21 protein-coding genes and 1 CRISPR repeat array (1 of these 22 running past the window's edge) are annotated in these 23,190 nt (G+C 24.4%); of the genes, 4 read left to right on the top strand and 17 right to left on the bottom strand.

Features of this window, described 5'->3' with window-relative positions:
• A CRISPR array of direct repeats spans nt 1–3,568; the repeat unit is 30 nt; unit sequence ATTTAAATACATCTAATGTTATTCTTCAAT (it extends 1,643 nt beyond the left edge of the window).
• 177 nt (nt 3,569–3,745) lie between these two features.
• From cas2 to HH195_RS04420, 9 genes are all read right to left on the bottom strand, one after another.
• Entirely contained in the window at nt 3,746–4,033 is a 288-nt protein-coding gene (gene cas2, locus HH195_RS04460) for a CRISPR-associated endonuclease Cas2 (RefSeq protein ID WP_058991589.1), read from the bottom strand.
• A gap of 2 nt (nt 4,034–4,035) precedes the next feature.
• Nucleotides 4,036–5,034, bottom strand: a complete 999-nt coding sequence (gene cas1b / locus HH195_RS04455; RefSeq protein WP_196371725.1) for a type I-B CRISPR-associated endonuclease Cas1b — start codon at nt 5,032–5,034, stop codon at nt 4,036–4,038.
• A 12-nt stretch (nt 5,035–5,046) separates the two neighbouring features.
• Nucleotides 5,047–5,535 (bottom strand): CRISPR-associated protein Cas4, encoded by a 489-nt coding sequence (locus HH195_RS04450; protein WP_196371724.1) that lies wholly within the window; start codon nt 5,533–5,535, stop codon nt 5,047–5,049.
• An 11-nt stretch (nt 5,536–5,546) separates the two neighbouring features.
• Complete coding sequence (gene cas3 / locus HH195_RS04445; protein ID WP_196371723.1) at nt 5,547–8,168, bottom strand: CRISPR-associated helicase Cas3'; 2,622 nt, start codon at nt 8,166–8,168, stop codon at nt 5,547–5,549.
• Nucleotides 8,169–8,179: 11 nt separating this feature from the next.
• On the bottom strand, nt 8,180–9,013 hold the full coding sequence (gene cas5b / locus HH195_RS04440) for a type I-B CRISPR-associated protein Cas5b (protein ID WP_196371722.1): 834 nt from the start codon (nt 9,011–9,013) through the stop codon (nt 8,180–8,182).
• A gap of 1 nt (nt 9,014) precedes the next feature.
• Complete coding sequence (locus HH195_RS04435; RefSeq protein ID WP_196371721.1) at nt 9,015–9,959, bottom strand: type I CRISPR-associated protein Cas7; 945 nt, start codon at nt 9,957–9,959, stop codon at nt 9,015–9,017.
• A 14-nt stretch (nt 9,960–9,973) separates the two neighbouring features.
• A complete protein-coding gene (locus HH195_RS04430) occupies nt 9,974–11,839 on the bottom strand; it encodes a type I-B CRISPR-associated protein Cas8b/Csh1 (RefSeq protein ID WP_196371720.1) in 1,866 nt (621 codons plus the stop codon).
• Between the two features lie 12 nt (nt 11,840–11,851).
• Nucleotides 11,852–12,553: a CRISPR-associated endoribonuclease Cas6 gene (gene cas6 / locus HH195_RS04425; RefSeq protein ID WP_243278543.1), complete on the bottom strand. Its 702-nt coding sequence runs from the start codon at nt 12,551–12,553 to the stop codon at nt 11,852–11,854.
• A 64-nt stretch (nt 12,554–12,617) separates the two neighbouring features.
• Nucleotides 12,618–12,923 (bottom strand): hypothetical protein, encoded by a 306-nt coding sequence (locus tag HH195_RS04420; protein ID WP_196371719.1) that lies wholly within the window; start codon nt 12,921–12,923, stop codon nt 12,618–12,620.
• 405 nt (nt 12,924–13,328) lie between these two features.
• Between HH195_RS04420 and HH195_RS04415 the strand changes: the two genes are divergently transcribed.
• Nucleotides 13,329–14,204, top strand: coding sequence for an aldose 1-epimerase family protein (locus HH195_RS04415; RefSeq protein ID WP_196371718.1), 876 nt, complete (start codon nt 13,329–13,331; stop codon nt 14,202–14,204).
• Between the two features lie 339 nt (nt 14,205–14,543).
• Nucleotides 14,544–16,052 carry a glycoside hydrolase family protein gene (locus HH195_RS04410; RefSeq protein WP_196371717.1) on the top strand — a complete coding sequence of 503 codons (1,509 nt, stop codon included), beginning with the start codon at nt 14,544–14,546 and terminating at the stop codon, nt 16,050–16,052.
• 58 nt (nt 16,053–16,110) lie between these two features.
• On the opposite strand, the gene HH195_RS04405 is transcribed toward HH195_RS04410, so the two are convergent.
• The 8 genes from HH195_RS04405 to HH195_RS04370 all read right to left on the bottom strand — a co-directional run bounded on the left by HH195_RS04405 (nt 16,111) and on the right by HH195_RS04370 (nt 21,448).
• Nucleotides 16,111–16,680, bottom strand: coding sequence for a hypothetical protein (locus HH195_RS04405; protein ID WP_196371716.1), 570 nt, complete (start codon nt 16,678–16,680; stop codon nt 16,111–16,113).
• A 97-nt stretch (nt 16,681–16,777) separates the two neighbouring features.
• Nucleotides 16,778–17,527, bottom strand: a complete 750-nt coding sequence (gene truA, locus HH195_RS04400) for a tRNA pseudouridine(38-40) synthase TruA (RefSeq protein ID WP_196371715.1) — start codon at nt 17,525–17,527, stop codon at nt 16,778–16,780.
• A 171-nt stretch (nt 17,528–17,698) separates the two neighbouring features.
• Nucleotides 17,699–17,866: a hypothetical protein gene (locus HH195_RS04395; RefSeq protein ID WP_196371714.1), complete on the bottom strand. Its 168-nt coding sequence runs from the start codon at nt 17,864–17,866 to the stop codon at nt 17,699–17,701.
• A 297-nt stretch (nt 17,867–18,163) separates the two neighbouring features.
• Nucleotides 18,164–18,583 (bottom strand): flavodoxin, encoded by a 420-nt coding sequence (locus tag HH195_RS04390; protein WP_196371713.1) that lies wholly within the window; start codon nt 18,581–18,583, stop codon nt 18,164–18,166.
• A gap of 173 nt (nt 18,584–18,756) precedes the next feature.
• The gene (locus HH195_RS04385) at nt 18,757–19,542 is read right to left on the bottom strand and encodes an ABC transporter permease (protein WP_196371712.1); all 786 of its coding nucleotides are present in this window, start codon (nt 19,540–19,542) and stop codon (nt 18,757–18,759) included.
• Complete coding sequence (locus HH195_RS04380; RefSeq protein WP_055257686.1) at nt 19,536–20,234, bottom strand: ABC transporter ATP-binding protein; 699 nt, start codon at nt 20,232–20,234, stop codon at nt 19,536–19,538. Before HH195_RS04380 ends, HH195_RS04385 begins: the two co-directional genes overlap by 7 nt.
• Complete coding sequence (locus HH195_RS04375) at nt 20,235–20,603, bottom strand: GntR family transcriptional regulator (protein WP_196371711.1); 369 nt, start codon at nt 20,601–20,603, stop codon at nt 20,235–20,237.
• Nucleotides 20,604–20,740: 137 nt separating this feature from the next.
• Complete coding sequence (locus HH195_RS04370) at nt 20,741–21,448, bottom strand: hypothetical protein (RefSeq protein ID WP_196371710.1); 708 nt, start codon at nt 21,446–21,448, stop codon at nt 20,741–20,743.
• A gap of 141 nt (nt 21,449–21,589) precedes the next feature.
• Here HH195_RS04370 and HH195_RS04365 point away from each other — a divergent pair, with 141 nt between their 5' ends.
• Both HH195_RS04365 and HH195_RS04360 read left to right on the top strand, forming a co-directional pair.
• Nucleotides 21,590–22,825 (top strand): DUF1576 domain-containing protein, encoded by a 1,236-nt coding sequence (locus HH195_RS04365; RefSeq protein ID WP_196371897.1) that lies wholly within the window; start codon nt 21,590–21,592, stop codon nt 22,823–22,825.
• Nucleotides 22,826–22,833: 8 nt separating this feature from the next.
• A complete protein-coding gene (locus HH195_RS04360) occupies nt 22,834–23,181 on the top strand; it encodes a hypothetical protein (protein ID WP_196371709.1) in 348 nt (115 codons plus the stop codon).
• Nucleotides 23,182–23,190 lie beyond the last annotated feature (9 nt).

Below are 23,190 nucleotides of genomic sequence, written 5' to 3'. Positions count from 1 at the left end.
ATACATCTAATGTTATTCTTCAATAGAGTATGTTTTAGAATAGGAGATAGTGCTACATCTAATTTAAATACATCTAATGTTATTCTTCAATTCTTTCTTATGAGCATTTCGGGAATGAGCTGGATAAATTTAAATACATCTAATGTTATTCTTCAATAAAGATTTAGATATCGAAGGCATTAAAAAGAGCGTATTTAAATACATCTAATGTTATTCTTCAATAAGTGTAGTGGGTGGTGGGTTTTATAAAGTTAACAAATTTAAATACATCTAATGTTATTCTTCAATATTACTGGAGCTTCGCCATATATTTCTTTAAACTTAGTATTTAAATACATCTAATGTTATTCTTCAATGAGATAAGTATAGAAAATGCTTATATAAATTTAATATTTAAATACATCTAATGTTATTCTTCAATATGCATTAAAAAATATAATAAATTATTTTATTATATTTAAATACATCTAATGTTATTCTTCAATTGTAAGATACTTTTTTATAATACTAAATTTGGCTAATTTAAATACATCTAATGTTATTCTTCAATACAACCAAAGCAATAAAAAAAATTCTTATTAACATATTTAAATACATCTAATGTTATTCTTCAATCCCCTCCGATAGCGTAAATTTTATCACCAACAGCTTCATTTAAATACATCTAATGTTATTCTTCAATGGACTACTGCAACCATGGCTCTGATGTCTATACAGAATTTAAATACATCTAATGTTATTCTTCAATAAACCATACTGTAACTATTAAAAGTATATATATAAAATTTAAATACATCTAATGTTATTCTTCAATACTTTGGCTTTAACTTTAAAGTATCAAAACGCTCTTATTTAAATACATCTAATGTTATTCTTCAATAAATTCTATAGTTGGCATAATTCCTTTACATTTCAATTTAAATACATCTAATGTTATTCTTCAATCCTCCATTCATGGAAACTCTTTCTCCAGCTAGAGTTAATTTAAATACATCTAATGTTATTCTTCAATAAGAAGTGGGTAAATTAGTATTGGAAGAAGCTAAATTTAAATACATCTAATGTTATTCTTCAATGCTAATGGGTTGGTTGTAGAATAAACTTGTATATTCCATTTAAATACATCTAATGTTATTCTTCAATAATAGGAATGTTAACAGTTTTGGAAAGGATAAAAAAATTTAAATACATCTAATGTTATTCTTCAATTTAAATTAGAATATAATAGAAGGAAGGCATTAAGGATTTAAATACATCTAATGTTATTCTTCAATCTAGTAGAGAAGGTTTAAATATAGAGGGGTTAAGATTTAAATACATCTAATGTTATTCTTCAATGCTGATTGATGAATTAGATACAGATTTATTTTTCAAATTTAAATACATCTAATGTTATTCTTCAATGAATTTGTTCTTGTGCTTCTTCAACTGTCATTTTTTATTTAAATACATCTAATGTTATTCTTCAATTATCATACATTAAGCACAGTATGTTTGGAGTTGCTATTTAAATACATCTAATGTTATTCTTCAATGCTTTGATAAGTGGTCACTAATATTCCGCTATTTATATTTAAATACATCTAATGTTATTCTTCAATGATAAAAGGAGAAAAAGGAGAGCAAGGACCGAAGGGATTTAAATACATCTAATGTTATTCTTCAATTGATTCTCTTTCTAAAACTAGTAAAAAATTTGAATTTAAATACATCTAATGTTATTCTTCAATTTCAAATATAGCAAAACTAGAAGCTCAATTAGAGAATTTAAATACATCTAATGTTATTCTTCAATAGTATCATACAATACCCAATTAAGAGCAGCTAGTATATTTAAATACATCTAATGTTATTCTTCAATATGTTCTGTAGATGAAATGCCAATTACGTTATACTTATTTAAATACATCTAATGTTATTCTTCAATAATAAGTTAAGGTGGTTGTATATCATGTCTATTTAAATTTAAATACATCTAATGTTATTCTTCAATACAATTCTTTAATAATAATTTATAGAGAGTTTTGCAATTTAAATACATCTAATGTTATTCTTCAATACATAATACACAAAATAATATAACAAAAAATTTAATATTTAAATACATCTAATGTTATTCTTCAATTTTAATGCTATATTCTGATAATAAATATCTTTTAAGATTTAAATACATCTAATGTTATTCTTCAATATCTCTTGTCCTATCTTTTTTATTTTTTGTTTACCATTTAAATACATCTAATGTTATTCTTCAATTTAACAGATTTAGATGATTTAGCTCGTCTCCTAGCTATTTAAATACATCTAATGTTATTCTTCAATATAAAGGAGGGTACGATGAGTAAAAGATATTTTTAATTTAAATACATCTAATGTTATTCTTCAATGCGTTTATAAGGTTGAAATTTAAAGAAAGAGAGCGGATTTAAATACATCTAATGTTATTCTTCAATTTAGAGTTCACACAAACTCCTAGTACTAATGAACGATTTAAATACATCTAATGTTATTCTTCAATGCAAAGTAGGAATACTGGTCTACTTTGTGACTCCAATTTAAATACATCTAATGTTATTCTTCAATCGGCTGCATGGAGTTCTCTTGTTGCTTGGTCTTTAGCATTTAAATACATCTAATGTTATTCTTCAATATAAAGGTTACACCTTAACTGAAGACTTGCTAAAATTTAAATACATCTAATGTTATTCTTCAATTTTTGTTCTCTCAATTGGATGTTCAAAAGTTAAATTTTATTTAAATACATCTAATGTTATTCTTCAATCTTTAGTCGTGGGAGGTTCAGAATGTTATGATGTTATTTAAATACATCTAATGTTATTCTTCAATTTGTATTTAGTTCTTGTTGGGTAGGCACTACCAAATATTTAAATACATCTAATGTTATTCTTCAATCTAATATACCATATATAACTAAAGTAATTAATAAAATATTTAAATACATCTAATGTTATTCTTCAATATTTCGTGGATATCAGGCGTTAGTAGTAGTCTAATATTTAAATACATCTAATGTTATTCTTCAATCGTGTTGAGGTTGTACAACGGTTTCTGCATAGCAAATATTTAAATACATCTAATGTTATTCTTCAATAGTATACATTGTTGAAAAAGATAGGTTTGTAGGTGGATTTAAATACATCTAATGTTATTCTTCAATTTTTATAGCAATAGTTTCATAAAAAATATTTTTTAATTTAAATACATCTAATGTTATTCTTCAATGATAATACGTTAGGCATAATGACATCAAATATAAGATTTAAATACATCTAATGTTATTCTTCAATTAAGGTATAGTACCTGGTATCCCAAAATCAAATCCAATTTAAATACATCTAATGTTATTCTTCAATTGAAGCACTACTTATCTATCTTAATGCCATACATATTTAAATACATCTAATGTTATTCTTCAATACATATCCTAGACCTCCTCGCCACCTATCATTTCCAATTTAAATACATCTAATGTTATTCTTCAATTTAATTCGCCAGGAGGAAGTGTTTTTGCTGCATCATTTAAATACATCTAATGTTATTCTTCAATCACTGTAAAAAAGCCATTTTTAAAATAGTTAATTCCCTGTTAAGCCTTTACTTATCACTTTCTAATAATATTTTACCAAGTAATCAAAAAAATTTCTATAAACTTTTAAAAATAATCTTAAAGCCTTTAATAATCATGCTTTTAAAAAATTAAAATTGTTTTTACCTGGTAAATATATTATAAAAATAAATCTTCTCCTGTTTTATTAGCTACTCCTATTATTTCTTCTCCAAACATTCCATCATTTAATAATTTTATTATGCAAATAAAATCTTCTGTTTCATCAATTACATTTTTTATATCTTTTCTTAATTTTATTAAATTTGAAGGGGTTATTTCTCCTCTAAAAACTGATTTTTGATAATGACTTAAATACTTTTTACATATTTTAAAAACCTTATTTACCCTATTTTCTTTAACATCATAAAATAAAAATGCATAATTATAGTTTATCTTTTTTTTCATTTCTACATTTTCTCCTTAATGTTAAACATTTTAAGTTCTTTGTCCTCTAATATACATTTTATCAATTTATAGCAATCAAGCTTCATAGAAGTTTTGTAACTTACTTTTCTTTTAAGTTTACTATGCATAAACACACTTTCTAATCTTTCTTCAAAGGCAGCTATAAATATTTTTCTTCCTTCTTCATTTAAAACACAGTAATTTAATTTCTTTTCAAAATGCTTTGCCACTTGTAGTTTTTTATTATTTACTAAATCAAATATGGTTTTAAAAACTAATATTGGCTTAAATGTTTCGCTTATATCTAAACTTAAAGAAAATCTTCCTTCTGATGGTTCATGAAGAAAACTTATTCTTTGATCAAGATGAGTTTTATATATTGTAGAAACAGTCTTAGCATATAATAAACTATTTCCAAAAGATATTAATGCATTTATTGGATTGTCAGGTGGTCTTTTAACCCTCTTGTTTAATACAAAATCCTCAGGTAATATATATTTAAAATCTCCATAAAATCTTTGCCAAAGCTCACCTTCAACTTGCATAAGTTGTTTTATATCATTAACTTCATCAATTTTTTTCTTGAATTCTTTTCTTATCCAGTCAATTGTTTCTTTAACATCCTTTTTATTATGTTTATAGTAGTGATATAATGTATCATCTATATTTTCAGCTATACCACAAACAAAGGCTTTAGCTATCTCCATTCTTTTATTCTCATAAGCTTTTACTTGGGCTATTAAAAGCCTACCACTTACAAGATTATCTTTTGGATAAAAACTTCCACTATACCCTTCATAATAATTAAAAAAATGCACCACTATATTATTCCTAGCTAAAAAATCTAAAAGTTTACTATTTAATGAAACCTCTGATAAACAATAAATCTCACTAACATTTTCAACTGGAATATACGCATTTTTATTATTAACCCTAAAACATATAGAATTATCTTTTCTACTTAGCTCTCCCATTGATGTTAAATATTTTGTACTTCCCATATACCTCTCTCCTTAAATATAACAATACTCGTAATAAGCACACTTCTTGCATTTATTATCAAACTTCACTTCGGGTGGGTATTTACTATCAAGTAAAGCTTTAATTTCACTTTCAATTTCTCCTAATTTCTTTTCCTTTTCATCATCTAATTCTTCATAAAATATCTTATTCTTTTTCTTTTCAACAAACTCTATCTTTCCTTTCCTATTTAATCCCTTAGATTTTAAAACCTTCAAATAAAATAAAATTTGCCATTTAACAGCTTCATAATCTGAATCAGATTTCTTAATTTCTACAAGATATTCTTTTGTTATTTTATCTATCTTTATATTTTCAATAGATATCTCTGTATTGCTACCCTCTTCTTCTTTAATTTCATGAATAGCCTTTCCAATTTTAACATCTTCACTATTAGATTCTAAATTAATTCTATTTCCATGAAGATAACATTGCCTTTTGCAGTGAAAATAATAATTTATAAGTGTACCATTAACCTTCAAAACACCATCTCCTATAAAAACTCAATACTATCGAAACCATCAACAGCACTCGGGTTAAACTTACCATTAGTAAAGAATTTTTCTCCATCTTCTACATAAGTTAAATCACCAATAGAATCATTGTATGAAAAATTTATTTTGGACACTGTATATATAAAATACTCCATTTTTTCTTTTACTTCTGATAATTTAACCTGTTTTTCTGCATAATTCATATCTTTATCTTTTATTAATTTTTTATATTCATTCCAAATTTCTTCTCCATTGATACATTCTCCACTCAAGTCATAAATTTCTCTATTTAAAAACACACTGAATTGATTTCTTTCATCTATAAGCTTCATTCTATCATATACATTTATATAATTTAGTTTTTTTATTGAGATTTCTCTAAAATCATTAATATTTTCAGCATCTAATCTTTGGTTTTGTTTAGTCAAATAATCCATTACCTTTTTATAAAACAAGCTAAAATCTTTATTTTTTAATATTTCCCTTATCTCTTTATTTTCAATAGTCAATTCTTTAATTTTTCTTAAATCATTTTTATAAATACTACTTGCATCATCAATATTAAAAAAATACACCTTTGCGTTTTTCTTTTTACAACTTCTATTAATACGTCCTAAAAATTGCTCTTCGCTATCTAAAATCGATATATCCTTAAATCCATAATCCATATCAATATCTACCCCAGCTTCAATAACCTGAGTTGCAACTAAAATTATGTTATTGTTAGGATATTCAATTTTATTACCTTCTCTATCCAATCCTTTAACTTTATTTATAATTCTTTTTCTCTCTGCTCTATTATCGTCACCTGTAATTAAAAGAACTTCTTTTCCAAGTTCATCTTCTACATTTTTTAATATTTCGTAAAACTCTAATGCACTTTTCTTTTTTATAAACTCTATTACTATCTTTTTATTATTCTCTTCTAAAACAGACCTTATATTTTCTAAAAGACCTTGTAAATCCAAGTTTTTATCTAATAATGAATAATCAACTTCTACTCTATTTTTAAATAATGGATTTTGAAAATATTTCTCTCTATTATTAATTAACATCTTAAATCCACATTTTTCATTACTAAGTTTCCTTAAATCTGGAAGTGTTGCTGACATTATTATAAATTTTATATTCAATAACTTTGAATATTTTTTCAAAAATATTATAATTTCAGTCCATATAGAATTTTTATAACTCTGTACCTCATCAATAATAACTACACTATTTGCAAGTTGGGTTAATGGAAATACAGAATCTCTATTAAGTCCAAACAAATAATTAAATAAATTTACATGAGTACTTAAAGTAATTGGATAATGTAAAAATTGCCTTGCAAGTAGTGTTTTTTCATAATCTACTTTTGTATCTTCATCTTTAAATTTTTCTTTCATAGCTGTTATTGAATTTACTACTGATATTTTCTCCTTTAAACCTTTACCTTCAAAAATTTCATCTAATGAATTTTTCGTTTGTTCTACTAAGGTATTAAAAGGGAATATATAAAACAACTTATTTAAACTTTTATCTTTTTCTAAGGCTTTAAGAGCTAAATTTATTGAACTATTAGTCTTGCCAGAACCTGTTGGTGCTTCTAAGAAAAATATATCTATTTTTTCTTTAAGTCCTTCTAATAAATTTTCTTCACTTTCTAAAAATATTTCACTTCTTAAAAGATTAATATCATTTTCTTTAAACGGACATTTATCTATTAATCCTGTTTTAAAATTTCTATATTCTTTTATACTTTCAGAAACTTTTGTTTTATTAAAACTTTCTTCAAATTCTTCTACGTTACCCAAGAGACCTAAATCATATACCTTTTCTCCTGTTTCATACTCTGATGTAGCATAAAAATCTGAACTAACTATAAGTGAAAAAACAAATCTACTATAAATATATAAATCTACACTTTTCCAAGCTTCTTTTTTTTCTAAAATATTAAACAACTCATTTTTTCTATCAAGCTTTTGTAAATTATTAATTAACTTTAACCTCTTAAATTCACCTTTATAATTTACATAAAAATTATTTTCTTGAATTTTAGAAATTTCTTTAGCTTCTCTATAAGCTTTTGGGAATCTTTCTTCATAAAATTCAAAAAAATCTTTTAAGTAACCATGATGCCTAGCTATTGCATAACTATTAATCATTAAAATTAAAAGGAGAAGATTTCTCTCTTCCCCCTCTACATTATCAACGATCTTTCCACAATAACTATTAAAATACATAATAGAAGAAAATAGAGAATGCTCTGTTTTTTTATTATCTAAAGACTGAAAACTTTCATTATTTTTCATTTTATAATACTGAAAATTAGGATTACTCTTTCCAACATCATGCATATAAATAGCATTTACCAAGAGTTCTTTAAATAGATGTCTAACTATATTTGAATAGCCTTTTAGAAGTTCATCTTCAAAATTTTTTATTATATTTTCTAATTTTTTATCTTTAACTATTTTGTAAAAATACTTTAAAGTTGACTCTAAATGCTCTTTTAGTGTTTCATTATCATTTTTTTCATCTTTTTCATCTTTTTCATTTTCTTTAAAATGAGCCTGTATTTTATCTAAATTGTTAAAGTTTTCCTCTAATTTATATATATTAATATCTTTTATTGTCACAAAATCATCTCCTAAAAGAAAAATATATTTAATCCATTGATTTTATATATTTCTTTATAATCATTGACACATTTAACATTAAGGCTAGTTGCTCTGAATTTTTCCTTTTGATATTGATTGATACTTTCTGTTAAAGATACAGGTAAAAATTCTTCAAAAACCCATTCTATCTTGTTATAATCATTATCCTCGTCATCGTCTTCACCATCATCACAATCAATATTATTATTTATTTCAAAATAATTGCTTTTAAACAATCCATAGATAGATTTTACATCACTTGAATTTATTAATTCCCCATCATTTATAATTGAAACTTCTTCAATATTTGCATAGTGATCATTTTTTCCTAAATAAGGCATATAGGTAAAACTATAATTCATAAATCTTTTAGCTAATTCCTCACTTATCTTACTATCCACTTTAAGATAAATCTCCCATACAGGATTTTCAAGCCATTGCTCTTTTACTATGAGATTCCCCCCTACTTCATATGATGCATAGCCTACCGAGTTATTAAAGGTTTGAATCTTTTTATTTACATAACCATCAAAAGTTATGTAACCCTTTCCCTGCTTTAAATCTTTATTATTAGTTGGAACTATAGCAACTTTTAACTCTTTTAATTTTTCATAAAACTCAGGATATTTGAAATCTTCCTTTATTTTTTTTATTTCTCGATTATTATTTCTCTCATTATATCCACCAAGACCTAAAATTGCTCCAAACATTCCAAGAAGTGCAACCTTATGAATTGAAGTGTAGGTAAAATAATAATAAGTGTTTACATCTGGTTTCTTAAAAAAAGCTGTCTTTCCACTAAGTTTAAATCTTAAAAACTTCATACTATTTTACCTCTTCTCTAGTAAATATATTAAAGTATTTATACTTTTCTCCTTCTATTTTATTTTCAAACTCAGTATCATAAGGATTATAATATATTTCTACATTATTAATTCTTTGGTCTAAAGCTTCCAATAAGTCTTTAAATTTAAATGTAAATATTCCTTTGTCATTTTCCTTCCTAAACTCTATAAACCTAGCTAAATTGGGAAGATATAGATCCTCTTCTGTTTCAATAAAAATAGAAATTTCATTTTCACATCCTGTTTTAGAATTAGTATTAAAAGCAGTTGCAGAAATCAATGCAGCTTCTTTAAATTTTTTGTAATCTTCCTCTGTATACCCGTCAGTTACTTTCATCTCTACATAGTTATTATATGCTTTTGGATTTACAACAAAAGGATATATATAATGAGCTTCACTACTTACTATTTTAGTTCCAAGAGTGGACGCATCTGCCTCATCTTTTGTTCCATCTCTAAATGGAGAAAGAATTTGTTGTTCTTCTACGCTATGCCCTTCATATATATTAAATCCTTGATTAATTTGAACTGCTCCTGTTATAGAAATGTTATTTTTAGCCTCTGCAAATGTTGCCCCAAACTGTTTAACATCTGTTGCTAAAAATAAATTTTTCACAACATTTCTACTATCTTTCTCAGTTGCCAAATCAGAAACTTCAAATATTTTTTCATATCTCTCTTTTAATGACCTTGGTCTTAACTTTACTTCATCTTTCTTTTTACTATCATCATCAATCTTATATGACTTTATATAAAGTACCTTTTCACCACTATCATCCCACATCTTTTTCATAGGATATTTAAGTGCTTTATCACTTCCAAAAACCTCTCCATCTGATGTTGATTTTGGATATCCACTAAAATCTGCATTCCAATTTGACATTATTGATTTTATTCCTATTACTCCATAAACTCTTTTCTTCATAATAAAAATTCCTCCTATTTTTCGTCTTTCTTATTATTTTCTTTATTATCCTTACTCTCTTCATAAATTAAACTACTATAAAGATACCCAGCTATTAAAATATCGGTTTTTACTTTACTTTCTTTAGGAATATAGCCTATGATCATTCTATTTAAACTACTAGCCCTACCGTAATTTCCTTCAATAGCATGATTATATTTTTTATAAAGTCTTTCCAATAACTCTTTTAATTTCTTATCACTTTTACAGTTTAAAAAAGGATTTATTAGAGATTGTTTTTTAGTATTGGCTTTACTTAAAGAAAATAAATAACTTATAAATTGACCTACTGCAAAATAATACTCTTCATCACTTTCAATAACTCCTTGAGTCACTCTATTTTCTCTTATATCTTTCTCTTTAATATTTATCTTTTGCCTTAATTTATCATTAATAGGTTTTATAAAATCTCCCATTCTCCTACCTCCATCTATATTACTAACTTTTCTATCCTTATTTAATTCAAAATAATCAAGAATAGCTTCTCTTAATACAAATTGTTCAAAAGCTTTCACAACATAACCATTAGCTATTGAATTTTTTATAAGTTCCATGGAACTTTTTTTAAACATAGATTTTATTTGATTAACATTGCCTTTATATATAAAAGAAAACCAAGCATCTTTAGTTAGTGCCATTTGTTCTAGCACTTTGGAATCGTTAATTTTTAAATCTTTTATAGGTGTAAAATAGTTATTCACAAGAAATTTATTAAAATAAATTCTATCAACTAGTTTCTCTAAAGAATATATAGATGTAACCTTTTTGCCTCCATTTTCTAACAATTTAGATTTAACTCTTATATTTTCATTAACTATTTCTTCTTTTATCTCTAAAGCAGTAATTTCAGTATTATAATTAGTTATAATATCAAAATCGTGGATTTCTACTTCTTTTCCCTTTTGTATTCTTAAGTAATAAGCTCTCAATCCCTTTTCAACTTTTTCTTTATGTCTTTTCGTTTCCTCATCTTTATATAAAGGTTTAATTATTTTATTAGTTATATCAAAATATACATTGTTAACTCCATTATTAACTAAATTATATAAATAATCATAGAATTTTTTTTGAATTAATACATCCTCTTTATTAATAAGATACGGCATATTATTTTTTCTAGTTTTATTAGCTAAATATGGTTTTTTGGAATTCATCCCCATATTATTGTTAGGAAGCCCTAATATTTCTCCATTAAATTCTGTATTATAATCATTAGAGTTATATATATTAGGAATAATATAACGATTACTTTCTTTTTCGTATTCTTCTATGGGGAAATCAAAAAATATTTTTAAATACCCCTTATAATCTTTTAAATTTTCTCCTATTTGAAATATATTTTCCTTTATCCAATTTCTACAATAATTAACTTTTTCAACATTAGATAAACCTAATTGTTCTTCTATTTCTTTATAAAGTTTTAAAGCTTCTTTCTTCTTGCTATACTTATTTTTTGGATTTTCTAAAACATTAAAATAATCATCTATACATTCTAATATAAATTCTTTAATATTAGCTTTTTTCTTTTTTTTAGCAAATTCCTCTAAATTTAAAGTTTCTTTTTTGATAAAAAAGCTCATGTAATTATTACTGTGAATAAGCTTAGATTTTTCTATTGACTTATTAGATTCTAAATATTTTGATAAATAATCACGAGTTATAAATTCTTCAAATTCTATTATTTGATTAACTTTTTTATCAAATTCTTTTTGATATTTTATATTGCCATCAGTATTTACCATTATATAAGTGCCATCAGCTAAAGTATAATTATCTGTTATTAGCTTTTCACCTTTAGCATTATATTGAACATTAAATATATCAATAAGGTCTTTATTCAAAAAAACACCTCCTTAAATCCATTTATAATTACAGTAACTCATTCCACGAGAACCCATTTCTCCGACCGAACATCCAATAGCAATATATGCTAACTTCTGAGCGACTTCATTTTCAGCAAACTCTATTGTAACTTTATCTCCTAAAAGCAAAATATCCTTATATTTAACTGGTATAGGTTTTTGATTTTCTAATTTTATATACTTAAATATTTCTACATTTTCATCTATTTTTTCATTAAAAAAGCTATTATATTTTTTAATTAAATTTTCTTTTAGGCGTTTTTCAAAAACAATTGCACTATTATTAGTTTTCCAATATCCATCCTCAAATTTTAAAATAACTGGTGTTATGCTATACACTTTATCAATAAATTTTTGTGGAATTTCTCTACATTTAATAATTAATCCTTTCATAGAATCTGTATACTCATTTGCCAAATATCTTTTAAAATAATTAGACAGATTAATATCTATAGTTCTAATAATTAAATTATATATGTGCCCTCCTTTATAAACTTTATCTTTTTCTAATGGATATAAACTATTAAAACAATAAAATTTATAGTTATTGCTTTCATGAAATTTCTTCATTTTTTCATCATGAATAAAACTTTTATCTATTAATTTATTAATTTCACCATTTAAATTACTAAAATCAATCCTTTTTAGTAAATAAATAGATAAATTAAGTTCATATACCTTTATGTCAATCACCTCTTTTTAACCTTATTATAAATATTATAACATATTTATTTAAAATATGTTATAATATTACATTTTAATACTTTTTATTGTTTATAAATGTATTAAAAGCTTTATAATCACTCCAATACATATTAATATTTTTATCAATTATTTCTTCAAAATATTTTTTAACCGATTTTCCTTCTAAAAAAGCAGTTTTTATTATATTGTTTGCAATATAATTTTTATGATATTGTTTCAATGTCATTTTAAATTTAGCCTTAAATAATCTATTTATTGTTTTTATAGAATATTGTAAGTCACACTCTAATCTTTCTTCATTCAATCTTTCATATTCGTTATTATGTAATTCTTTTTTTATTATATCTGCAATTTCCATATTTTTAACCTTCTTTTTATTAATTAATATTAACTTGATTTGATTATATGATACTATTATTTAAAGTTCAATCCTTATTTTAAGACATTAATCAAATAAAATATACTCCTTGTTTATTCACATCACATGTTATTTTTCATCATAATTGAAATTAAATAATAATAACTATTTAAATACATCTAAGTTAATCTTCAATCAATTAATAATATCATTTCTTGCCCTATAAGTAAATGCTTTTACTAATAATACCCGTCACTCTCTTCTTACTTTGATTGCTCTATGTTTTATTCTATATAATATCTTCTATTTTATCTCAATCCTAATTAAAATACTTTATTTTACATTTTTCTATTGTGTTATAATTATTATATAAAAACTATATTATTTAATAGAAGGGATTTTATTATGACATATTATTTAGAAAACGATAATCTTAAATTAAAATTTAGAGAATTAGGCGGAGAACTTCAAAGTATCTTTAGTAAAAAATATAACACAGAATTTTTATGGAATGGTGATGAATCTTATTGGAAATATCACGCTCCCATTCTTTTTCCTATCGTAGGTAAAGTTTTAAATGGTGAATACAGAGTAAATGGTTCTTTCTATAATCTTCCACAACATGGTCTAGCTAGGGTTTCTAATTTTAATGTTTTAGAAAAGACAAGTAATACTATTTCATTTGAACTTAAATCATCATCAGAAACACTTAAAGTCTATCCTTATAAATTTTCATTAATCATAAAATATACTTTAAATGATAGCAGCATAACTACTGAATATATTGTTAAAAATACTAATGAAGAAAATATGTATTTTTCTATTGGAGCACACCCTGCATTTATGTGTCCATTTTCTAAGGATGAATCATTAAATGATTATTATTTTGAATTTAATGAAAATGAAACAGCATCTATAATGCCATTAAACAAAGATGGCTATGCTAAAAGGGAGAAAAAAGCTTTTTTAAATGATGAAAATAAAATAAATCTTTCAAAAGAACTTTTCAAATATGATGCTTTAATTTTTAGCAATCTAAATTCTAATAAAATAACATTAAAATCTAAAAATAATAATAAAGCTTTAGAATTTAATTTTGCAGATTTTCCATACCTTGCATTATGGTCAAAGTCAACAGGTGCTCCTTTTGTATGTATAGAACCTTGGTTTGGTCATGCAGATTTTGAAGATTTTAAAGATGATTTTTCTAAAAAAGAAGGAATTCTATCTTTAGAACCTGAAAAAACATTTAACTGCTCTTATTGTGTAACAATTAAATAATATTTATAATTAATTATAATTTTAATAATATTTTTAAATTTAGCTATGTTTTAATACAATACTAATTTTACATAAAAACTTTTTATTAGTATCTGCTGTTTAAAACATAGCATTTAATATAATGTATTATATATTACTTTTCTGAGCAACTTTCAACTAAAATATTTTGTAACACTTCTTACAGCATGTTGACATTTTTTTTAATTGATATATAATAACAATTGTTCTAAGAAACTTATTTCTAAAGTTTCTTTAAAAGCAAGTCTAATTTTTATTTCAAATCTATTTAATAATAAATTTCCAAAAATTAAAAAATTAAATATTTAGGAGTGATTTATCATGTCAATTAATACAAAAATTAATTTTAATCTTGTAGCAGGAGAATCAATTGGAATACAACCTCTCTATCAGTGGAATGCTAAAGTTACAGGTAGCTTAATCCAACTTTATAATTCAAAAGGACAAGCTCTTCCTAACAATTACACATCTTTAGGCGATTGTATTACAATTCTTGGTATTTCTTCTGAAACTAATTTAGCACTTATACAATTTCCTTATAATGATAAAAACTGTTATGTTCAAGGATACATAAAAATTAGCGATTTTAATCTTTTAAAATTAAGATTTGACAATTCATGGATTAATTCTGTAAACAATCAAGAAGTCCTCTTATTCAATGGTGATTTGTCTAGTAACACTCTATCTTTAAATGAAACCTCAACTTATTTATATAGCACTGACGCTTATGCTTGCATTATATATAAAGATTTTAATAATAAATTGCAATCTGGATATGTTCCTTTATGTTCTGGAAACCTTAATATTATTCAAACAAATATTCCGTACTATTTAGCTTCTGGTACATCTGTTGGTAAAAATCCAACTTATCCAACTAACGCTATTAACTTTTTAGGTAACATAAACATTGTGGATATTAATAACATATCAATTCCTAACACTTACACATCTCTTGGTGATGAAATTACTATATTAGAAATTTATCCTGATGAAAAAGTAGTTTTAATAGAATTTCCTGATTCATTCAATAATACATATATTATAGGATATATTCCCTTAGATAATTTAACTAATAATAGTATAATAATCAGAAATAATCATACAACTTTTAATACAAACTGTAATTATCGCGCTTTATTTAACATAAATAAAACTCAAATCTATTCTATTGAATCGACTGAAAGTTTTAATTATCTTTTCCAAACAGGAAATTACGCTTGCATTTTATTTAATAACACTAATTTACCTAACAATCCCATAGAAACAGCTTTTATTTCCCTAGACTATGGTACTTTCAATTTTAATTCATTTAATACCTCTAACATACCATTAATTGAACAGACAGCTTTGTATATAGCCTGTAATGAAGGTTTTAGTTCATCTCCTTATTATTATGGTACTGGAATATATGGAAACTCTATAGGTTATGGAAGTTATTACACCAAAATAAACTTTCCAAATACACCAATCTCAAAAATTTATGCTTTTGAATATCTCATAAATTATTTAAAACAAAACATTCCTGTTTGGAATAATACTATCTCAAAATATTTAAAGTTAGATACTTTAACAGACTATCAAAAAGTTGCTCTATACGATTTTGCATATAATATTCCAGCCTATCTAGGAGATATATCATGCAAACTAGCATCTAATCCTTCTTGGAGCAATACTTTTGCAAATTTTTTAATTCCTAAAGAAATATATACTAGAAGACTTCGTGAATGGTTAACCTTTACCAAAAATAACTATTTCATGGGAGGAGCAATATCCAACCTTCCATCAACATCTTATATATCCCTTGCTAATTCAATGAACTATTTAACTTAAAAATAAAAGCACCCACAAATTTTAGGTGCTTAAAAATTAATAATTATATTAGTATAAGTTAATTCTCTTTAATATCTTTTATATAATTTATACACTTTTCTAAAAATACCATAAACTTTTTACTATCTTTATCTAAGGCAGTACAGTCTATCTTTTTATCATTTATATATATCCTTGGTGCCCAATGTCTTTCTTTAAATTCTATATTTTCTATATCATCTAAATTTATTCTCCAAGGATGTTCTCTTTTATTTTGACAATGTATTGCTTTATTTGTAAGTATCATTCCATCTTTTGCTGATTTAAAAACTGTATTATCAAAACAGTAAAATACCTCTTCATCTTCATCTAAATCAGCATAATTTCTTATAGCATTTCCAACTAAATTATATTCATCATCTTCTTCTGACAAATATATAACATCTTGTATTTTAGAATCTAAACTATTATACTCTCTCTTTATCATCTCTTTAGCCCTTTTATAAAAATCTTTTTTAGGCAATGCACGATATCTAACATCATCACCTAAAATTTCATCATCGAACTTTGTAAGAGCATTTTTATAATCCTTTTTTATCTTCTTATTTGTCGTAGCTTTTTTAATTTTTAAAACCTTATATAAATCCATGTTATTACTCCCCCTTAACTATAAATTTTATACTAAATAACTAATTAAAGTAAAATTAAAATTTTATAAACATTTTAAACGCTATGATTTTGTAATCTTAATAATTTACACACCACATACATAACCCCTTCGCTGGAGCTTTTTCTCCAGCTTCAGCTCTTTTTTTAGCATTTAATATAACTAAAACATCACTAGGTTCAATTTCCCCCATTCCAACCTTTACAAGAGTTCCTGTAAGTATTCTTACCATATTTAACAAAAACCCATTTCCATTAAATTCAATCTTAATCAAATTATCTTTCTCTTCTATATTTATATAATTTATTTTTCTTACAGTTGATTTTCCATTCTTAGCTTTAAGACTTGTAAAACTTTGAAAATCATGAGTACCTAAAAGAAACTTTGATGCTTCTCTCATTTTCTTAATGTCAAGTTTTTTCTCAATATGCCATGCAAATTTTCTCACAAATACATCTTGATACTCATTATTATCTATTGTATAAATATAGGTTTTAGATAAAATATTAAGCCTTGCATGAAATCTCTCGCTTGCATTTTTCATATCTCTTATAACAATATCCTCTGGCAAATACTTTTTACAATATTGCATCATCTCCTCTATTGATAAGATAGTATTCGTTTTAAAATTAGCTATATAATTTTTAGCATGAACACCTGAATCTGTTCTGCCACAACCAATGAGTTGAATTTTTTCACCTGTCATTTTTTCTAGTAATATTTCTAATTTATCTTGTATCGTATTTATTGAAGTGCCCTTTATATTTTGTTTTTGCCATCCTTTATATCTTGTACCATCATACTCAATTGTCATTTTTATATTTCTCATATGTTTGTTTTCTCCTATAAATATTTAAAATTTTTTATAACTATTATTACATATTAGATTTTCATATAATAATCCTAATCACTAATTACTATATATTATAAAATATAAAAAGCCATGTTTAAATAATAAGTAAAATTATTTATAAAAACAAGAAAAGTAAAATTTCAATTTTTAAAATAAAAACGTTAAAATAAATCCAGTAGAAATCGAAAATTGCATTAATATTCCAGTAGTTATCACTATTTTATAATCAATAGAACTATAAAGTTTCATTAAGATTAATCCTATACCTATTACCATTAATTGCAATAAAATTGTTAAGTTCCAAAAAATAATCAATATAATACCCCTTACTTTCTTATAATTTATTTTTAATTTCAATAAATAATTGTTTTTCGCTATTGTTTTACAAAGTTTTTATTATTTTCACTAATCATCCATTTTATTATATTATACATTAATTCTATTTTTTTATAAATATGTGATAAATATTAAAATATTATTGCAAATTTTATTAATTATTGACTATATAAAAAATAAAAAACATTCTACAAAACTGTAGAATGTTTTTGCTTGTACGATTTACTATTTTTAAGGTTATTAACGACACATTTATTATTTCTTAAATTTAAAATATTATACTGAGTATTTGCTTCCTAAATTTGATAATTTTTCTATTTCTTCGTCAGTTGGCTCTCCGTTTGATATTATACTATCTTCAACTAAAACTCCACCACATTTTGTTATTCTCTCTTCCCAATCTTTCATCCATTGGCCATCACCCCAGCCATAAGAACCAAATAAAGCTATTTTCTTTCCTTTTATAGATCCTTCAATACTTTCCATAAAAGGTTCCATCTCAGACTCTTCTAAAACTTCATCCCCCATAGCTGCACAGCCTAAGAATAAAACATCAGCTTCTTCCGCATCTTTAACTGTTGCTTTATCAACACTTAATATTTTGGAATTCTCTTTATTACAAGCATTATATATATGATTTGCCATAGCTTCCGTATTTCCTGTACCACTCCAATATATTATATTTATCTTACTCATTATTAAAACTCTCCTCTCATTTATGTTTTATTTGTTATTTAATATATTCTTATAATATCATAATGATTACTATTTGTAAATGAAAATGATAATTAATATCATTAAAATATTTTAATTTTTTGTAAATACTACTTATAATAAAAAAGATCTGAAATTTCAGACCTTTTTTTTGCTTATTCTAAATTTAATTTTTTATTTAAAATCCAACTAGTTCCTACAAAAAGAATTAATATTATCACTATACTTACTATAATATTTACAACTTCATATAAATTAAATGCTGATAAAAGTGAATATATATCCTGAATTTTATAAGCATTACTTATAAATATTACTTGAATAACACTTTGAACAATTCCTATTATAATATTTATTATAAAAAATGTTATAATTCCAAATAAAGTTCTATTTTTATTAAATTTAGGTAAATGACCTATTGATAAAGATATATAAACATTAAATATAAATATTGTATAAACCAAGAATCCACTTATTATCATAATAACAACAGGAAAAATGATATCTTTTTGTGATAATCCTTGATTTATAACACTCCAAAATTCATGGTTTAAAAATGCACTTATATCTAAATTTCCTCCAAATAATAATATAAATACAAACGATAATATAGCTATTATTGTACTTAAAATTATATAAATAAGAGATGTTAAATATTTAGATAATATAAGGTTTTTAATAGATACTGGAAGTGTAAACATTAAGTATCCTTCATCCTCTAACAAACTCTTTTTAAATCTTTGTATTATAAGAACAATTGTTACTACCATTAATCCTATAAAAAGTGCCATAAGTATAAAAATTAATATTGAAGCTACTTGAAAGCTTTCTGTATTTGAAAATACTCCAATTATTGCTGCCACAACCAAAATAGCTACATATAATGGAATAAATATTCTTCCACATGCTTTTAGTTCGTATTTCATCAACTTCCCTAACATTTAAATTCCTCCCTAAATAACGCATCTATAGATTTTCCTTTTTCTTCTCTAATTTCATCAACATTACCTTGAAGAACTATGTTTCCATTAGATATAAATATCACTTCATCACATATATTCTCAATTTCACTAATTAAATGTGTTGCAATCAAAAGCGTACTATCTTCTAAATAATTAGTCATAATTGTTTTTAATATATAACTTCTAGCTGCTGGGTCTACCCCACCTATTGGTTCATCTAATATATAAAGTTCTGCTTTTCTTGACATAACTAAAATTAATTGTACTTTTTCTTTTGTACCTTTAGACATTGTTTTTAATTTTTCATTTTTATCTATATTTAAGCTTTTTAACATTTCTTCTGCTTTTTCCATATCAAAATCGCTATAAAAATCTTTAAAAAATTCTAATATATCTTTAACCTTCATCCAATCATTAAGATACGTCCTCTCTGGAAGATATGATACTATTTTTTTAGTTTCCTTTGATGGCTTTAATCCATTTATTAAAATTATTCCACTATCTTTACTTAAAAGTCCATTCATAAGTTTTATCATAGTAGATTTTCCACTTCCATTGGGTCCTAAAAGCCCTACTATTTTTCCTTTTGGTATATTTAAATTTATACCATTTAACACTTGTTTTTTTCCATAACCTTTATAAACATCTTTAAACTCTACAATACTTTCCATCTATATTTCCCCTTTTATATTATTTATTATAAGATTTACAATTTCCTCTTCGCTATATCCTAACTCCTTTAATATAAGCTTTAAATTTTCTATTTCTCTATTAGCAACCTCTTCCCTCATTCTTTTTATTCTCTCCTCATTATCAGTTACAAATCTTCCGCTAGTCCTTTTACTATATACTAACTCTTCTCGCTCAAGTGCAACTAATGCTTTTTGCATAGTATTTGGATTAACCTCTGCATCTTCTGCTAGATTCCTTACAGATTCAAGTTTTGCCCCTGGAGGTATCTCTCCTGAAATAATTTTCGATTTTAACTTATCTACAAGCTGAATATAAATCGGCTTATTATTATCTATATTCCAATCCACTTTTACACCTCCTTATTGTATTTATATATAAATTATATTAATGCAATAATACAATAATACAATAATTTTTTCAATATCTTTTTTTATTTTATAAAAAAAGATCAAAATATTGTATTATATTTTGATCTAAACACTTCTTATTTATTATTTTTAGAATTATTATTTTCTAACATTTTATCTAAAATATTAGGAATAAAATTTATGCTATATCCACATATTATTATAACTAAATCTAAGGTATATTTATTCACAATATTATCCAAATTCGGAAATACTATATCCGCCTTTATCGCTACAAATCCAATAACACCAACAACTATAGTTATAACAACTCTCTTTAAAGCTTCTAAAATTATTGCATAAATTGCTACAGTATAATCTATATTTACAGTATCCTGTTTATAGAGAATTGCTAAAATTCCTCCTAAACTACTACAAATTAAAGTATAACTCACATCCCCTAATATATTCCTTAGAAAAAAACATCCCATAATTAACACAAGAAACACTAAAACTACAGTAAATACATATTGCAACCTTCTTTTTAGTTTCAATCCTTGTTCTAAATTATTTTCTAAACTTTCTATATTTCTAATAGCTAAATCTTCATCTACATTAACTAAAGAACCTAAATCTTCAATGCTTCGAACATACACATATCTCTCTTTTTTAGACATTTCCACATTATTTAACTTACTTACTATATCACTTAATTTTAACAACGCCTTATTATTTGATCTACACAAATTTTTAATTACTATTTTCCCATTACAATCACATTTTAATATGCATCCATCATCTTCCAAAAGAACCTTTTCCTGTATTTTTTTATTATAATTCTTCATAAATTCCCCTTGAAAACTCAAAAATTAATTATAATTTTCAATCAACAATCCGTCTAATGTTTATGTACTTAAAAATATTATTTATTGATTAAAAATCCTATTTATGGTATTATATACAAAAAGAAGGAGATATTCTACTTGATGATAAAAAGAAAACTTTTTTTGCCTTATATTTTTCATTTAATATTATATTTATACTTTATAATGTTTGCATTTATAATAGACACACCTACTAATATTTTAAATGGAATGATAAATATAGTATTATCTCCAGATATTTTAATAACTGATTACATGGTGATCGGAGGTATAGGAGCAACTCTTGTAAACGTTGCAATAACAAGTAGCGCTTGTGTTTTCTTGCTTATTCTAAATGGAATAAAACCAAATGGAGCAACTTTAATGTCTCTATGGCTTATTAGTGGTTTTTCTTTTTTTGGAAAAAATATAATAAATATTTGGCCTATAATGTTTGGAGTTTTTCTTTATTCTAAATACCAAAAAGAACCGTTTTTAAATTATACTTTAGTTACACTTCTTGCAACTACTTTATCACCAACTATAAATCAAATTAGATATATTTCAAACCTCAATCCCTTTATATCAACAACTCTTGGTTTTTTAATTTCAGTTTTTATGGGATTTATATTGCCACCAATCTCATCTCATTGTATGAGGGCTCATAAAGGTTACAATCTTTATAATATAGGTTTTGCAGGCGGTCTTATAGCTATGTTTCTAATGTCTTTTTTAAGAGCAAAAGGCTTAGAATTTGAAAACACTCTATATTGGTATACTGGAAATGATACTATTTTGGTTATTTTTATGTTCATAGTATCTATATATTTTATAGCTCTTGCATTTATTTATGGAGATAATCCCGTACAAAAGCTAAAACTTATAAATAAACAAAGTGGTATTTTAGTTAGCGATTTTTTCATAATGTATAAAGAATCAACTTATTTAAATGTTGGAATTTTATCATTATTATCTACTATTTTACTTTTAATTCTTGGTGCTGATTTTAATGGTCCAACAATTGGAAGTATATTTACTATAATAGGATTTGGTTTTTTCGGGAAGCATTTTAAAAATGTGTGGCCAATTATTTTAGGTGCTATATTAGGTTCATTTGTATACTCAAAGCCAATTACAAATCCTAGTATAATAATTTCTGTTTTACTCTCCACAGGTCTTGCACCTATTGCTGGAATGTTTGGTCCTTTATGGGGAATAATCTCTGGATTTCTTCATATAATGCTAGTTACAAATCTTGTTTATTTACATGGTGGTCTTAATTTATATAATAACGGCTTATCTTGTGGTTTTGTTGCTATGATAATAATTCCAATTATAACAATTTTTAAAAAGGAGTAACTAAAGTTATGAAATTTAAAACAGAAAAAAACTTAAGAATTATGAATGAACTAGTTGCATTTTTTTTAAATATAGGTTGCACAGACATTCATATAGATTTATCCATTAATAATAATACTTCACACTTTTTGCTTACTGGTAATATCTCTAATTTAAAAGATAAGAATTTCAATATTTTAAAAGATTCTTTATGCGTTCCAAGACAACATGAAATAGAAGAATACTATTGGAATTTAATAGGAGAGAATGAAACTGGCTCTCAAATTTCTTTAGTAGGAATGATGATTGATAAATGTAATATTTCTTTCGAAAAAAACATTTTAAGATTGGAAATCTATAGAAATGATAATGATTAAAGTAATTTT

Origin of the sequence: Candidatus Sarcina troglodytae, assembly GCF_015708635.1 — a bacterium.
GTDB classification, from domain to species: domain Bacteria; phylum Bacillota; class Clostridia; order Clostridiales; family Clostridiaceae; genus Sarcina; species Sarcina ventriculi.
This window is presented reverse-complemented; position numbering and strand designations above follow the sequence as displayed.